The following is a 13,866-nucleotide window of genomic DNA, read 5'->3' as shown; positions in this document are numbered from 1 at the left end:
ATATTGATTCAATAATAGTGCTTTTTTGCATGAGTATCGGTGCTTAAACAGCGGGAAAATTCACCGGTACCCTACAGCGCAAAAAGGCCGGTGGTTAATAAACCACCAGCCATTAGCCTTACGGCTATGAAATTAAGTAATAATTACTTGATTTCAACAGTTGCACCAGCTTCTTCTAGCTGAGCTTTAAGAGCTTCAGCTTCAGCTTTGTCAACGCCTTCTTTAAGTGCAGCAGGAGCTGAGTCTACTAGACCCTTAGCTTCTTTAAGGCCTAGACCTGTAGCGCCACGTACTGCTTTGATAACTTGTACTTTGTTACCGCCAACAGCAGAAAGAACTACGTCAAATTCAGTTTGCTCAGCAGCAGCTTCGCCACCAGCAGCGCCACCAGCTACAACAGCAGCTGCAGCAGATACGCCGAATTTTTCTTCCATAGCTTCGATAAGCTCAACAACTTGCATTACAGACATTTCTGCAACTGCGTCTAGGATTTGCTCGTTAGTAATAGACATAACAATTCTCTTTTAAGTCAACAATTAGTTTATTTTACAATCAGTAGAAAGCAAGGCTTATGCCGCAGCTTCTTCTTTTTGATCACGTAAAGCAGCGATAGTACGTACCAGCTTGCCAGCAGAAGCTTCTTTCATGCACATCATTAGGCGTGCGATAGCTTCGTCGTAAGTTGGTAGTGTCGCTAGTACTTCAGCGTCAGTTAGTGCGCCTTCAAATGCAGCGGCTTTGATCTCGAACGCTTTGTTCTCTTTCGCGAAGTCTTTGAAAAGACGCGCGCCAGCACCTGGGTGCTCGTTAGAGAATGCAATTAGAGTAGGACCAGTGAAAGTGTCTTGTAGACACTCGTAGTCTGTACCCTCAACTGCACGGCGTGCTAAAGTGTTACGCACAACTCTCACATAAACACCCGCTTCACGCGCCTGTTTACGTAGAGAAGTCATTGCGCCAACTTCAACGCCACGAGAATCAGCTACAACTGCAGAAAGTGCACCACTGGCAGCTTCGTTGACTTCAGCAACAATTGCTTTTTTGTCTTGAAGGTTTAAAGCCATTTGGATTTACTCCTGGTTGTCGTTACACCACTCACTATTATCACAACAGTGAGAGTTAAAAAGGTGCAGTCCCAGAAGAAAGAAACTCAATACAGTGAAACACTATACAGAAAATCTTCCTGTCAGTTCGGGCACCATCTACGCAGGACAATTAAGTCAACAGCGAACTGCTAACACCTACGGTCTTGGACGGAGACTGTTCTAAATTCATTCTATTGATCACTCAATGAAACGAACTAACGTCAGCCCCAACCACAAATATTAGGCGCAGAATTATACACAAATTCTACGCCTAAGCAAATAATTATGCTTGAGTGTCAAGACTAGCTTGATCAACAACAACACCTGCACCCATAGTGGTAGAGATGCTCACTTTCTTCAGGAAAGTACCTTTCGCTGAAGAAGGCTTAGCTTTCTTAAGTGCAACTAGAAGAGCTTCTAAGTTCTCTTTAATTTGCGCTGATTCGAAAGTAGCTTTACCAATAGTAGTGTGGATGATGCCGTTCTTGTCGTTACGGTAACGAACCTGACCCGCTTTAGCGTTCTTAACTGCTTCAGCAACGTTAGGAGTTACAGTACCAACTTTAGGGTTTGGCATTAGACCGCGTGGACCTAGGATAGTACCTAGTTGGCCTACAACGCGCATTGCATCTGGAGAAGCAACAACTACGTCAAAGTCCATTACGCCTTTCTTAACTTGCTCAGCAAGATCTTCCATACCAACGATGTCTGCGCCAGCTTCTTTAGCTGCTTCAGCGTTTGCACCTTGAGTGAACACTGCTACGCGGATTTCGCGGCCAGTACCGTGCGGAAGTACCGTTGCACCACGTACGTTCTGATCAGATTTACGAGCATCGATGCCTAGGTTTACAGCAACGTCTACAGATTCAACGAACTTAGCTGTTGCTAGTTCTTGAAGAAGTGCTACAGCTTCGTTGATTTCGTATTCTTTCGTTACTTCAACTTTTTCACGAATAGTGCGCATGCGCTTAGTTAGTTTTGCCATGATCTTAACCCTCTACCACTAGGCCCATTGAACGAGCAGTACCCGCAATAGAACGCTTCATCGCTTCAACGTCAGCACCAGTCATATCAGCAGCTTTAGTTTCTGCGATTTCCTGTAGCTGAGCGTCAGTAACCGTGCCCACTTTTTCAGTGTTTGGACGACCTGAACCAGACTTAACGCCAGCCGCTTTCTTAAGAAGAATTGCAGCAGGTGGAGTCTTAGTAACGAACGTGAAAGAACGATCGTTGTAAACAGTGATTACTACTGGAGTCGGTAGACCTTTCTCAACAGATTCTGTTTTTGCGTTGAACGCTTTACAGAATTCCATGATGTTCACACCGTGCTGACCTAGTGCAGGACCAACCGGTGGACTTGGGTTTGCCATACCAGCTGCTACTTGCAGTTTGATATAAGCTTCAACTTTCTTAGCCATGATATTTCCTAATTTTGGGTTCAAGCGCCAACTTTTCAGTAAGCTCCCCGTTTTTCATAAAAAACTTTTTACAGCAGACCTGTAAAAAGGCGCGAAATTATAAGCATAATTCGCGCCTTTAACAAGCATTAATAAGGTGTTTTTTTAATCAAGTTTTTCCACTTGACCAAATTCAAGCTCAACAGGAGTTGCACGACCAAAGATCGATACAGAAACCTTGATGCGGCTCTTCTCGTAATCTACTTCTTCAACCGTACCGTTGAAGTCAGCAAATGGACCATCATTAACACGAACCACTTCACCTGCTTCGAACATAGTCTTAGGACGTGGAGCTTCGCTCGCTTTCTCTAGACGGTTCAGAATAGCATCTGCTTCTTTGTCAGTGATTGGTGCCGGACGGTCAGAGGTACCACCTATGAAGCCCATTACACGAGGAATACTACGTACTAAGTGCCATGATTCATCGTTCATAACCATTTGCACTAATACATAGCCAGGGAAAAATTTACGTTCGCTTTTACGACGTTGACCAGCACGCATCTCTACCACTTCTTCAGTAGGGACCAATACTTCGCCAAACAACTCTTCCATGTTGTGCATTTTAATATGTTCACGTAGTGACTGAGCCACTCGACCTTCAAAGCCAGAAAAAGCTTGAACAACATACCAACGTTTTTTTGGAGCTTCACTCATGAATTAAAACCCTCTATAGCCCAGTAAAGAATGAAACAAGACGAACCATAATGCCGTCAATGCCCCATAGCACTAGAGCCATTACAATACATACTGCTAATACGATCAAAGATGTCTGCATGGTTTCTTGGCGTGTAGGCCATACCACTTTACGCACTTCCATACGGGATTCACGTGCGAACACAATCGCTGCTTTACCTTTAGCCGTTGTCGCTGATACACCAAGTGCAGCTGCGATTAATACAACGACGCCTGCAGCGCGGATAACTACAGACATTTCACCATACAGGTAATTACCCACAACAGCTGCGGCTAACAGAACAAAAGTGAGGATCCACTTAAAGATGTCTGCGCTATTTGAGCTATCAGGAGTTTCAGCATTATTTGCTTTCATAAAACCAACCTGTCATAAGTCTTAATATAGACGACAATAACCCCGCTGTTGCAGGGCGAATTCCATAACATCAATCAAAATGATTAATATTTACTCTCGCGGATGAAGCAAATTGCTTCATTCCAAATCCTTTGCTTTACACAACATTGTTCGCCATGATCAATGTGCATAATATCTAGCGAAGAAAAAGGGCATCAAATGATGCCCTTTTTACTAGTAGTTAGTCAAATCTTAATCAAAGATTTTAGCAACAACACCAGCACCTACTGTACGGCCACCTTCGCGGATTGCGAAACGTAGACCTTCATCCATTGCGATTGGAGCAATTAGCTCTACAGTCATTTGGATGTTATCACCAGGCATGACCATTTCTACGCCTTCTGGAAGCGTGATATCGCCAGTTACGTCAGTTGTACGGAAGTAGAACTGTGGACGGTAACCTTTGAAGAATGGAGTGTGGCGACCACCTTCGTCTTTAGACAGAACGTATACTTCTGACTCAAAACGTGTGTGTGGGTTGATTGAACCTGGAGCCGCTAGTACTTGGCCACGTTCAACTTCTTCACGCTTAGTACCACGTAGTAGTGCACCAACGTTCTCACCTGCACGACCTTCGTCAAGCAGCTTACGGAACATTTCAACACCAGTACAAGTCGTCGTTGCTGTATCTTTGATACCAACGATTTCTACTTCGTTACCTACGTTTAGGATACCGCGCTCGATACGACCAGTTACAACTGTACCACGACCTTGGATTGAGAATACGTCTTCAATCGGTAGTAGGAACGGTTGGTCTACTGCACGCTCTGGCTCAGGAATGTAAGAATCTAGTGCTTCTGCAAGCTCTACAATCTTGTCTTCCCACTGCTTTTCGCCGTTTAGTGCACCAAGAGCTGAACCTTGGATTACTGGAAGATCGTCACCTGGGAATTCGTATTCAGAAAGAAGTTCACGAACTTCCATCTCAACTAGCTCTAGAAGCTCTTCATCATCAACCATGTCACATTTGTTCATGAATACGATGATGTAAGGGATACCAACTTGACGACCAAGTAGGATGTGCTCACGAGTTTGAGGCATTGGGCCGTCAGTCGCAGCAACAACTAGGATACCACCATCCATTTGTGCAGCACCTGTGATCATGTTCTTAACATAATCCGCGTGTCCTGGACAGTCTACGTGTGCGTAGTGACGTGATGGAGTGTCGTACTCAACGTGTGAAGTAGCGATTGTGATACCGCGCTCACGCTCTTCTGGAGCGTTATCGATTGATGCGAAGTCTTTCGCTTCACCGCCGTATACTTTTGACAAAGTAGTACAGATTGCAGCAGTTAGAGTTGTTTTACCGTGGTCAACGTGGCCGATAGTACCAACGTTTACGTGCGGTTTCGTACGTTCAAATTTTTCTTTAGACACGATCGTGTTCCTTCCTAGTTATGATTCGTCACGGACTGAATTGCCCGGGACGCGCCAGAATTTGCTATTTTATGCGCCAACGTTCGTCAGCGCAATATTTGGACGCATTGATCTTCCAAAAAAGAAGAAAAATATGCCCTATTTTTTAACCACGCTCCGCAATGATTGCATTCGCAACATTGCTTGGCACTTCAGCGTACTCACTAAACTCCATAGAGTAAGAAGCACGACCTTGTGTCGCAGAACGTAAATCAGTTGCGTAACCGAACATGACAGACAACGGAACTTGTGCACGAATTATCTTCAGGCCAGCTGTCCCCTCGTCCATACCTTCGATGATGCCACGACGACGGTTAATATCGCCAACGACGTCACCCATCCAGTCCTCTGGAGTAGTTACTTCAACTTTCATCATAGGCTCAAGCAAAACAGGTTGCGCTTCAAGCGCTGCTGTTTTGAAAGCCATAGAGGCAGCGATTAAAAACGCCATCTCACTTGAATCTGTTTCATGGTAAGAACCATCGGTTAATGTCGCTTTGATATCCAAGATAGGATAACCAGCCACGACACCACTGTTCATTTGTTCAGCTGCACCTTTCGCAACCGAATCAATAAACTCTTTTGGTACGGTACCATTAGCAATTTCATCGACGAAGACAAAGCCTTCGCCTGGCTCAGATGGTTCAAGCTTAAGCCATACATGACCATATTGCCCTTTACCACCGTGCTCACGGATAAACTTGCCTTCCGCCTTTGCTGTTCCACGAATCGTTTCACGGTAAGCAACTTGCGGATTACCAACATTGCAGTCAACGCCAAACTCACGCTGCATACGATCGACGATGATATCTAAGTGCAACTCACCCATACCAGAGATCAATGTTTGACCTGTTTCATCATCCATTTCTACTCGGAATGATGGATCCTCTGCTGCAAGCTTAGCTAGAGCAATGGTCATTTTATCTTGTGCAGCTTGAGAGCGTGGCTCAACAACAATCTGAATAACAGGATCAGGGAATTCCATGCGTTCAAGTATGATCTTATGGTTTTGATCACACAAAGTTTCGCCTGTTGTAACATCTTTAAGGCCAATAATGGCTGCGATGTCACCCGCACGCACTTCTTTCACTTCTTCACGTTTGTTCGAATGCATTTGAACAATACGACCTAAACGCTCACGCTGTTGTTTGACTGAATTGTAAGCTGTCTTGCCACTTTCAACGATGCCAGAATAGACACGGATAAAGGTCAACGTGCCAACAAATGGGTCTGTGGCAATTTTGAATGCTAACGCCGCGAACGGTTCGTTATCATCTGCGTGACGTTCTACTTCATTTTCTTTCTCATCAATGCCTTTGATTGAAGGGACATCAACAGGAGAAGGAAGGAAATCAACGACAGCATCAAGAACTGCTTGTACACCTTTATTTTTAAAGGCACTACCACAAGTTGCTAAAACAATCTCATTATTCAATGTGCGAGTACGCAGACCTTCTTTGATCTCAGCTTCAGTTAATTCACCTTCTTCAAGGTACTTATCCATCAGCTCTTCAGAGGCTTCAGCTGCTGCTTCTACCATCTCAGTGCGATACTCTTCCGCCATTTCTTGCATGTCTGCCGGAATGTCTTCGTAGCTAAACGTCATGCCTTGATCGGCATCATTCCAGTTGATGGCTTTCATCTTGATAAGGTCGACAACACCCTTGAACTCGTCCTCTTCACCAATATTTAATTGGATAGGAACAGGAGTCGCACCAAGACGATCTTTAATTTGATCGATCACTCGTAAGAAGTCAGCGCCAGTACGGTCCATTTTGTTAACGAAAACCATACGAGGTACACCGTATTTATCGGCTTGACGCCATACGGTTTCTGACTGAGGCTCTACACCTGACGAACCACAAAATACGACAACAGCACCATCGAGTACGCGTAGAGAGCGTTCTACTTCGATCGTAAAGTCAACGTGTCCAGGGGTATCGATGATATTGATACGATGATCTTGAAACTGAGCTTCCATACCACGCCAGAAAGTCGTGGTTGCAGCAGATGTAATTGTGATACCACGCTCTTGCTCTTGCTCCATCCAGTCCATGGTTGCAGCACCATCGTGAACTTCACCAATTTTATGAGAAAGGCCAGTATAGAACAGAATACGTTCACTTGTGGTTGTTTTACCTGCATCTACGTGAGCTACGATACCGATATTACGGTAGCGCTCAATAGGAGTTTTACGAGCCACTGTGTATCCTCTTTGTAGGAATTATTGATGTTTCAAAAGAGCTTTTGAAATATGAATAAACCCTAATAATAGGTGGGGAAGAGAGAAGTGCTGCGAGAGGAACTCGCAGCACTAAAAAGGTATTACCAGCGGTAATGAGCGAATGCTTTGTTAGCATCAGCCATACGGTGAACGTCTTCACGTTTCTTAACCGAAGTACCTTTGTTCTCAGACGCATCTAGCATTTCAGCAGCTAGGCGTTGAGCCATAGATTTTTCACCACGCTTACGCGCAGCTTCAACTACCCAACGCATAGCAAGAGCGTTACGGCGAACCGGACGAACTTCTACAGGTACTTGGTAAGTTGAACCACCAACACGGCGAGATTTAACCTCTACCGATGGGCGAACATTTTCAAGAGCTTCTTCAAATACAGCTAAGTGATCTTTACCAGATTTCTCAGCCATAACTTCTAGTGCAGTGTAAACAATTTTCTCTGCAGTAGATTTCTTTCCGTCAACCATTAGGATGTTAACGAATTTTGCCAGCAGTTCAGATTTGAACTTAGGATCTGGAAGGATCTTACGCTGACCTATAACGCGACGACGTGGCATGGATATATCTCCGTTGTCTTCTTCAGGTTATCCAAAACTTTTCAGTTTCTTCAAAAATTAAGAATTAAAATTAATTTAGTGTTTGGCCTTACTTAACGGAATCCATTAAGACTTAGGACGCTTCACACCGTACTTAGAACGACCTTTCTTACGGTCATTTACGCCAGCACAGTCTAATGCGCCGCGAACAGTGTGGTAACGTACACCCGGAAGGTCTTTAACACGACCGCCACGGATTAGAACAACACTGTGCTCTTGAAGGTTGTGGCCTTCACCACCGATGTACGAAGTCACTTCAAAGCCGTTCGTTAGACGAACACGGCAAACCTTACGAAGTGCTGAGTTAGGTTTTTTTGGTGTAGTAGTGTAAACACGAGTACATACACCACGTTTTTGTGGGCACGCTTCTAGTGCAGGCACGTTGCTTTTAACAACTTGCTTTACACGAGGTTTACGTACCAACTGGTTAATAGTTGCCATTAACTAGCTCCTGATTTACTTGAAAGTAAGCTTTGTGAAAAATCTAGCCCTAAATGTAGTTGATACAAATAGGGACGCAAAATTCTATTCAGCAGTGAGAGATGTGTCAAGAAATATACAGATCTTTTTTCATTAGACCGTAAAAAATACAGTAAGAATTGTAACGGTGCTTGGCTCAGTGACTACCAAGATACTGATTTATCGTGTTTTGCTGTCAAATCAACAAATTTTTCCATATCTATGATGGAAATAGCTTGCGCGGATAGCGATTCTACGCCGCGAGCCAAAAGATCGTTAGAAAGTACATATATAGGGCATCCCATCGACTCAAGAAGAGGATGTTGGAAATGCTTGGGGTTACATAGGTAAACCGAAGATTGGGTAAGAACGACCTCATCGAGGTGAGTTACGAATGTTGAAACGACAGACAGGTTCTCAGATTTTGTAACGATATAAAGCATGTATAGACCTAAAAGCTCAGTAACTGATGGCAACTCGCCATCAAGGCAGCTATGTCGTGACTCGAACTCACTTTTGCATCGATGATTTTCTCAACATCAAGCAGTCCACGTTCTTCAAGTCCTTTTTGGCAAAGATAAACATTCTCAATGTCATACAGATCCATCAACTTAAAACCGCTTATGTAGTCTCGACTCAGTAGCTCTGAAGGTTGCTGCCCAGATATTAACTGCTGAACCCCCTCACCGATAAAGAACACGTGGATATCTTCGCAGTATGCGGACGCAGCCAAAAGCGCATCAAGCCCCTCTCTTCCAGCAGAAGAGCAATGTGGACCAGATAGAAAGACAAAGCCTATTCTCTTCAAAACTGTACAACCCTATCCTGCACCAACATAGATTCTGCCAGACTGCCAAGGCCCGCTTGATTGAACCCGTTTGCTAGGTTCGAGTTTTCTAGAGCATGGAGTTTGGCTTCTTCTTCGCTCACAACGCCTCGTCGCAACGCAGCCGCAACACAAGTTTCCAATGAAACATTATGCTCAACGGCTAACTGCTGCCAACCTTTAACCAAGTCAAATTCATCATTAGCAGGAACCGTTAGACTTGAACCATTATTTACACCATCTTGATAAAAAAAGACGCTGACCAAAGTGTGACCTTTCTTTACCAAGGCTTGTGCAAACAAAAAAGCGCTGCGAGCGGCCTGTGAGCCGTACACAGGGCCATTGACGACAAGCGTATAGCGAAGTGGAGAGATCAAATTTCTTCGTCCTCAGTCTTACGCTGGCGGATATATAGATAAACGGTGTGTTTTGAGATATTCAAACGATCGGCCACTCGATTTATCGCATCTTTTATATCAAAAATGCCTTTATCGTAGAGCTCCATAACAATCTGACGATTCTTTGTATTGTTAGATACAGATTTATCCGCATTGATTTCTTCAATGGTGCGCTCAACCGTTTGATCGACAAGTTCTTCAACATCACTAGCAAAGTTAACCGAAGAAGCCGCTTCATTGGCTTCTTGCGTTGGCATAAACGACTGAAGAACTTGAGAGAATGGTGCATCTAGGTTCACGTTGATACAAAGTAAGCCAATGACTCTATTATCACCGTTGCGAATAGCAACAGTGATCGACTTCATCAGCACACCACCTTTCGCGCGGGTAAAGTAGGAACGAGAGAAGTTGCGCTCCGAGCCTTCAATGTCTTTCAGCATTTTTAGTGCTAAATCGGTAATGGGTGAACCCACTTGTCGGCCTGTATTTTCTCCATTCGCGATTTTGATCGCAGAAGTATTCAGATCTTCAAGGGAGTGCAAAACGATCTCACAAAAGGGGCCGATTAGGCTGGCAATGCCATCCACTACAGCTTCATAAGATCTTAGAATAATTTTGTCATGTTCACTGAATGGCATCACATGAACGGATTCCATTTCAAGTAGCATGTCTGCGTTTAATGTTTCAGTCGTGGTCACTATGTTCTAGCCTTAGAGCAAAAAATCAACAAATCTAACTAAGTTTATCAGAAAATTTGAATAGAGCATCTAGCTAAGTGATTAACTTCTGATTTACCGCAAATAATCGGGCCTTGATCTCGAAATGATGAAGGGACGCTCATCCATCGCAACACGTTATACGACAGGTACAATAAGGGCCTGAACATGTCAGGCCCTTATTTAACTATCTTCAGTAATTATTACTGAACGTTCGCACCATTTTCGATTTTCAGTAATTCAACTTCAAACACTAAAGTCGAGTTAGCAGGGATCGTTGGTGTGTCTTGTGGGCCATAAGCAAGCTGTGGTGGAATAACAAACTTGAACTTAGAACCAACAGGCATTAACTGAACGCCTTCAGTCCAACCAGGGATGACACGATCAAGTGGGAATACAGCTGGTTCACCACGGTCATATGAACTATCAAACTGAGTTCCGTCGATTAAAGTACCTTTATAATGCACTTGGACCGTATCCGTTTCTTTTGGTTGGTCGCCTTGAGTTTCCGTCATTACTTGGTAAAGAAGACCTGATTCTGTTTTCGTCACACCTTCTTGTTTTTCAAATTCAGCTTGGAAGTCTTGACCTTCTTTCTCTGCCGCTGCTGCTTTCTCTTCTGCTTGAGACTGCATAGCTGTTGATACGCGTGCATCTAACTGCTCAAGAACTTCACGAGTTTGCTCTTCTGTCATTTCAGGGTTTCCAGCAAATACATGCTCGATACCTTTCAAGACCAAATCTTTATTTAGGTTGATACCAATTTCACTCGGCTTCTCAATACTTGTGCTTAGGTAGTTTGCAAATGAAACACCAATCGCGTAGGCCGCTTTGTCATCTTCGGTTTTAAAGTCTACAGTGCTACCTGCTTCCGCCACTTGTTCAGCTGCTGGGGCAGTTTCTACTTTTGGCTCTTCTTCTTTTTGACAGCCAACTGCCAACATTACTGTTGCTGCAAGCAGTGATACTTTAAACATCGATTTCATTTAATTCTCCAGTTTTAGGCTAACCATTCATCACAATCATTCAGTTATGACTGGCATGCGAGACGTAGTTGTACCAATATAGCTATATGTTTACAAATTGTCTTTATACACCAAGCGGATAATTGGACTTGATGCGAAATATTCTTCATTCAATTTTGTATGGCTTTGTCATCCTAGCGTTAAATGGCTGCTTTTTTTCGTCGAAAAACGATCAACGCTGGGAGCTAGAGCCAAAAGGAAGCACCAGCTTCGCATTAAGCCGAGATGCTCGATTCGCCCTTATCTACTCCAAAGAACACCATCTAGTTCTTTGGGATCTTCTTGAAGACGAGCCGCTGGCTCAACTTGGTCAGCAAGATGCTCAAGCAAATACTGTTTCCCGCATCAGAATCTCAGACAGTGGCCGCTATGCCATTACAGCGAGCCAAATCAACTTTGCTGTCTGGGACTTGTCTTGGACGCAGGCAGAAGGCCTTTGGTCTATCTCTGACGGTCTTATTCGAGATGTCGACATCTCAAGTAATGGTGAACAAGTTTTGCTCGGTCTTTCCAATGGCAAAGCCATCTATGTGAATTTAGTCACCGGGCGGCGCCTAGAGTTCCTTGCACACCAAGAAAAAATAAATTCTGTCGCCTTATCACCGAATGGGCGCTTCGCTTTATCAGGGGGCAATGACTACAAAGCCTACCTTTGGGATACAGAAACAGGACAAATACTGCACACATTTGAACATGAACAACGTGTTATACGTGTCGCATTGCAACGGGACGGTTTGCTCGCTTTTAGTTCAGACGGCGGAAACCAAGCCATTGTATGGGATTTAAAAACTGGGCAAGAGCAAACGTCTCTAAGCAGTTTCTCCCGACAGTTAATATTTTCAACCGCACGATTCTCTAATGATGGCTCAATGCTGATCACAGGAACCCCCTCAAGCAGAGTGATGGTTTGGGATACAGAAACGGGCAAAAGAATCGATGGGTTTGAGGTTGAGCCGTTAAAAGATGCTCGCCCTCCACGTGCGGTAGTGTATGATGCGGCTTTCGATAATCAGCAGCGAGTTGTCTCAGGTACATCCGCTGGTATTGCACAGGCTTGGAAACTAGATGACTGATAAAAATCACCCATCACTTGAAAACCGTATTGACGACTTAGAGTGCCAACTCGCCTTTCAAGAACAAACCATCAGTGAGCTAAATGATGCGTTATCTGTTCAGCAGCTTTTAATCACTAAAATGCAAGATCAGATGAAGTACGTTGCTGGGAAAGTAAAGAATATGGACAATTCTAATCTTGCAGACCCTTCAGAAGAGACACCACCACCTCATTACTAGTCTCAATGGTCAAGCTTACCTCTCTAAGCAAAAACGTAAGCGATAACAACTCCAGCGACGACCAAGCATCCACCAATCCTTCTCAGCTGATTATCCGGTTGCTCACTGAGTTGAACAACCATAGCACGCCACCCATTCGGGGCAATCAATGGCCCTATTCCCTCAACGATCAACACAATTCCTAGTGCCACCCAAATAGAACTCGACATAGTTTTCCTTAGTAAAAAGAAAGGCCCCTAGTTAGGAGCCTTATTCTATAGTTCAGCAATAGCATTCATGCTTTAGGATGCTCTGTAATTATTTTACAGACATACCCTTGGCATTATTCATGTATTGGAAGAAGTCACTCTTAGGATCTAACACTAAGATATCACTCTTATCACTAAATGAACGTTGGTACGCTTGTAGCGAACGAACAAAGCCATAAAACTCAGGATCTTGACTGTACGCATCAGAGTAGATTTTAGCCGCTTGTGCATCTGCATCACCGCGAGTTACACGCGCCATTCTATCGGCTTCTGCAAGTACTGTTGCAACTTCAAGTTCCGCTTGAGCACGAATAACTTCGGCTTTCTCACGACCTTGAGAACGGTGCTTACGAGCCACCGATTCACGTTCAGCCCGCATACGACGATAGATAGACTCACTGATTTCATCAGGAAGGTTAATTTTCTTCATTCGAAAATCAACAATCTCAACGCCTAAATCAGTCATAGCACTGCCCGTTGTTCCAGCTAGTACATTGGCCATAACCATGTCACGCTCACCATCGATCTCTAACGCTTCTTTAGCGGCTTCAGTGGTCACTTCATCACTGTCGGCACTATCAGGTAAGACATCTTTGTTACGTGGACCAGAAACGATTTGCTTAATTTCACGTTCACCAATCTCAGAACGCAGCACATCGGTCACTTTACGCTCGAGAAGTGCTTCTGCAGTCATCACATTACCACCACCAGTGGTTAGATAAAAACGACCGAAATCTGAAATACGCCATTTTACATAGGTATCAATGATAACGTCTTTTTTCTCCGATGTGACAAAACGGTCTGAACGGCCGTCCATTGTTTGAATACGAGCATCTAACGTTTTCACTCTATCAAACAGTGGCATTTTAAAGTGAAGGCCAGGTTCGTAGATACGTGAAACACCATTATCATCAAGAACTCGACCAAAACGAATCACCATGCCACGTTCGCCTTCTTGAATCACAAAAAGTGACATCAACATGAGAACAATGGTCACCGCCAATACAGGGATCATTAACTT

19 protein-coding genes are annotated in these 13,866 nt (G+C 44.0%); 2 read left to right on the top strand and 17 right to left on the bottom strand.

The features are described 5' to 3' along the window. Nucleotides 1–143: 143 nt before the first annotated feature. From rplL to fkpA, 15 genes are all read right to left on the bottom strand, one after another. Nucleotides 144–512, bottom strand: coding sequence for a 50S ribosomal protein L7/L12 (gene rplL, locus BCU12_RS17420; RefSeq protein WP_102405520.1), 369 nt, complete (start codon nucleotides 510–512; stop codon nucleotides 144–146). Between the two features lie 57 nt (nucleotides 513–569). Next, nucleotides 570–1,064: a 50S ribosomal protein L10 gene (rplJ, locus tag BCU12_RS17415; protein ID WP_102405519.1), complete on the bottom strand. Its 495-nt coding sequence runs from the start codon at nucleotides 1,062–1,064 to the stop codon at nucleotides 570–572. A 304-nt stretch (nucleotides 1,065–1,368) separates the two neighbouring features. Then, nucleotides 1,369–2,070, bottom strand: a complete 702-nt coding sequence (rplA, locus tag BCU12_RS17410; protein WP_102405518.1) for a 50S ribosomal protein L1 — start codon at nucleotides 2,068–2,070, stop codon at nucleotides 1,369–1,371. 4 nt (nucleotides 2,071–2,074) lie between these two features. Next, nucleotides 2,075–2,503: a 50S ribosomal protein L11 gene (gene rplK, locus BCU12_RS17405; RefSeq protein ID WP_102405517.1), complete on the bottom strand. Its 429-nt coding sequence runs from the start codon at nucleotides 2,501–2,503 to the stop codon at nucleotides 2,075–2,077. Nucleotides 2,504–2,647: 144 nt separating this feature from the next. Next, the gene (gene nusG, locus BCU12_RS17400) at nucleotides 2,648–3,196 is read right to left on the bottom strand and encodes a transcription termination/antitermination protein NusG (protein ID WP_102405516.1); all 549 of its coding nucleotides are present in this window, start codon (nucleotides 3,194–3,196) and stop codon (nucleotides 2,648–2,650) included. Between the two features lie 13 nt (nucleotides 3,197–3,209). After that, nucleotides 3,210–3,590 (bottom strand): preprotein translocase subunit SecE, encoded by a 381-nt coding sequence (gene secE / locus BCU12_RS17395; RefSeq protein WP_102405515.1) that lies wholly within the window; start codon nucleotides 3,588–3,590, stop codon nucleotides 3,210–3,212. Between the two features lie 231 nt (nucleotides 3,591–3,821). Then, complete coding sequence (gene tuf, locus BCU12_RS17390; RefSeq protein ID WP_102405514.1) at nucleotides 3,822–5,006, bottom strand: elongation factor Tu; 1,185 nt, start codon at nucleotides 5,004–5,006, stop codon at nucleotides 3,822–3,824. Nucleotides 5,007–5,151: 145 nt separating this feature from the next. Then, nucleotides 5,152–7,248, bottom strand: a complete 2,097-nt coding sequence (gene fusA, locus BCU12_RS17385; protein ID WP_102405513.1) for an elongation factor G — start codon at nucleotides 7,246–7,248, stop codon at nucleotides 5,152–5,154. Nucleotides 7,249–7,370: 122 nt separating this feature from the next. Further along, a complete protein-coding gene (gene rpsG, locus BCU12_RS17380) occupies nucleotides 7,371–7,841 on the bottom strand; it encodes a 30S ribosomal protein S7 (RefSeq protein WP_017035801.1) in 471 nt (156 codons plus the stop codon). A 105-nt stretch (nucleotides 7,842–7,946) separates the two neighbouring features. Further along, entirely contained in the window at nucleotides 7,947–8,321 is a 375-nt protein-coding gene (gene rpsL / locus BCU12_RS17375) for a 30S ribosomal protein S12 (protein ID WP_017035800.1), read from the bottom strand. A gap of 182 nt (nucleotides 8,322–8,503) precedes the next feature. Continuing rightward, nucleotides 8,504–8,782, bottom strand: a complete 279-nt coding sequence (gene tusB, locus BCU12_RS17370) for a sulfurtransferase complex subunit TusB (protein WP_102405512.1) — start codon at nucleotides 8,780–8,782, stop codon at nucleotides 8,504–8,506. Nucleotides 8,783–8,790: 8 nt separating this feature from the next. Beyond that, on the bottom strand, nucleotides 8,791–9,147 hold the full coding sequence (gene tusC / locus BCU12_RS17365; protein WP_102405511.1) for a sulfurtransferase complex subunit TusC: 357 nt from the start codon (nucleotides 9,145–9,147) through the stop codon (nucleotides 8,791–8,793). After that, on the bottom strand, nucleotides 9,144–9,539 hold the full coding sequence (gene tusD, locus BCU12_RS17360; protein WP_102405537.1) for a sulfurtransferase complex subunit TusD: 396 nt from the start codon (nucleotides 9,537–9,539) through the stop codon (nucleotides 9,144–9,146). Before tusD ends, tusC begins: the two co-directional genes overlap by 4 nt. Next, nucleotides 9,539–10,261, bottom strand: a complete 723-nt coding sequence (locus BCU12_RS17355; protein ID WP_102405510.1) for a transcriptional regulator — start codon at nucleotides 10,259–10,261, stop codon at nucleotides 9,539–9,541. The genes tusD and BCU12_RS17355 overlap by 1 nt, the downstream gene beginning before the upstream one ends. A gap of 221 nt (nucleotides 10,262–10,482) precedes the next feature. Continuing rightward, a complete protein-coding gene (gene fkpA / locus BCU12_RS17350; protein WP_102405509.1) occupies nucleotides 10,483–11,265 on the bottom strand; it encodes an FKBP-type peptidyl-prolyl cis-trans isomerase in 783 nt (260 codons plus the stop codon). 131 nt (nucleotides 11,266–11,396) lie between these two features. Here fkpA and BCU12_RS17345 point away from each other — a divergent pair, with 131 nt between their 5' ends. Both BCU12_RS17345 and BCU12_RS17340 read left to right on the top strand, forming a co-directional pair. Continuing rightward, nucleotides 11,397–12,377 (top strand): PQQ-binding-like beta-propeller repeat protein, encoded by a 981-nt coding sequence (locus BCU12_RS17345; protein WP_102405508.1) that lies wholly within the window; start codon nucleotides 11,397–11,399, stop codon nucleotides 12,375–12,377. Beyond that, nucleotides 12,370–12,597, top strand: a complete 228-nt coding sequence (locus BCU12_RS17340) for a SlyX family protein (RefSeq protein WP_102405507.1) — start codon at nucleotides 12,370–12,372, stop codon at nucleotides 12,595–12,597. Before BCU12_RS17345 ends, BCU12_RS17340 begins: the two co-directional genes overlap by 8 nt. A gap of 23 nt (nucleotides 12,598–12,620) precedes the next feature. On the opposite strand, the gene BCU12_RS17335 is transcribed toward BCU12_RS17340, so the two are convergent. After that, nucleotides 12,621–12,806, bottom strand: a complete 186-nt coding sequence (locus tag BCU12_RS17335; RefSeq protein ID WP_102405506.1) for a DUF2065 domain-containing protein — start codon at nucleotides 12,804–12,806, stop codon at nucleotides 12,621–12,623. Between the two features lie 88 nt (nucleotides 12,807–12,894). Continuing rightward, nucleotides 12,895–13,866, bottom strand: a 972-nt coding sequence (gene hflC / locus BCU12_RS17330; RefSeq protein WP_241909865.1) for a protease modulator HflC, incomplete at its 5' end; no start/stop codon positions are given.

The organism is Vibrio sp. 10N.261.55.A7, from assembly GCF_002877365.1.
Classification (GTDB): Bacteria; Pseudomonadota; Gammaproteobacteria; order Enterobacterales; family Vibrionaceae; genus Vibrio.
Note: the sequence above shows the minus strand (reverse complement) of the source record. Positions and strands in the feature narration are given on the sequence as shown.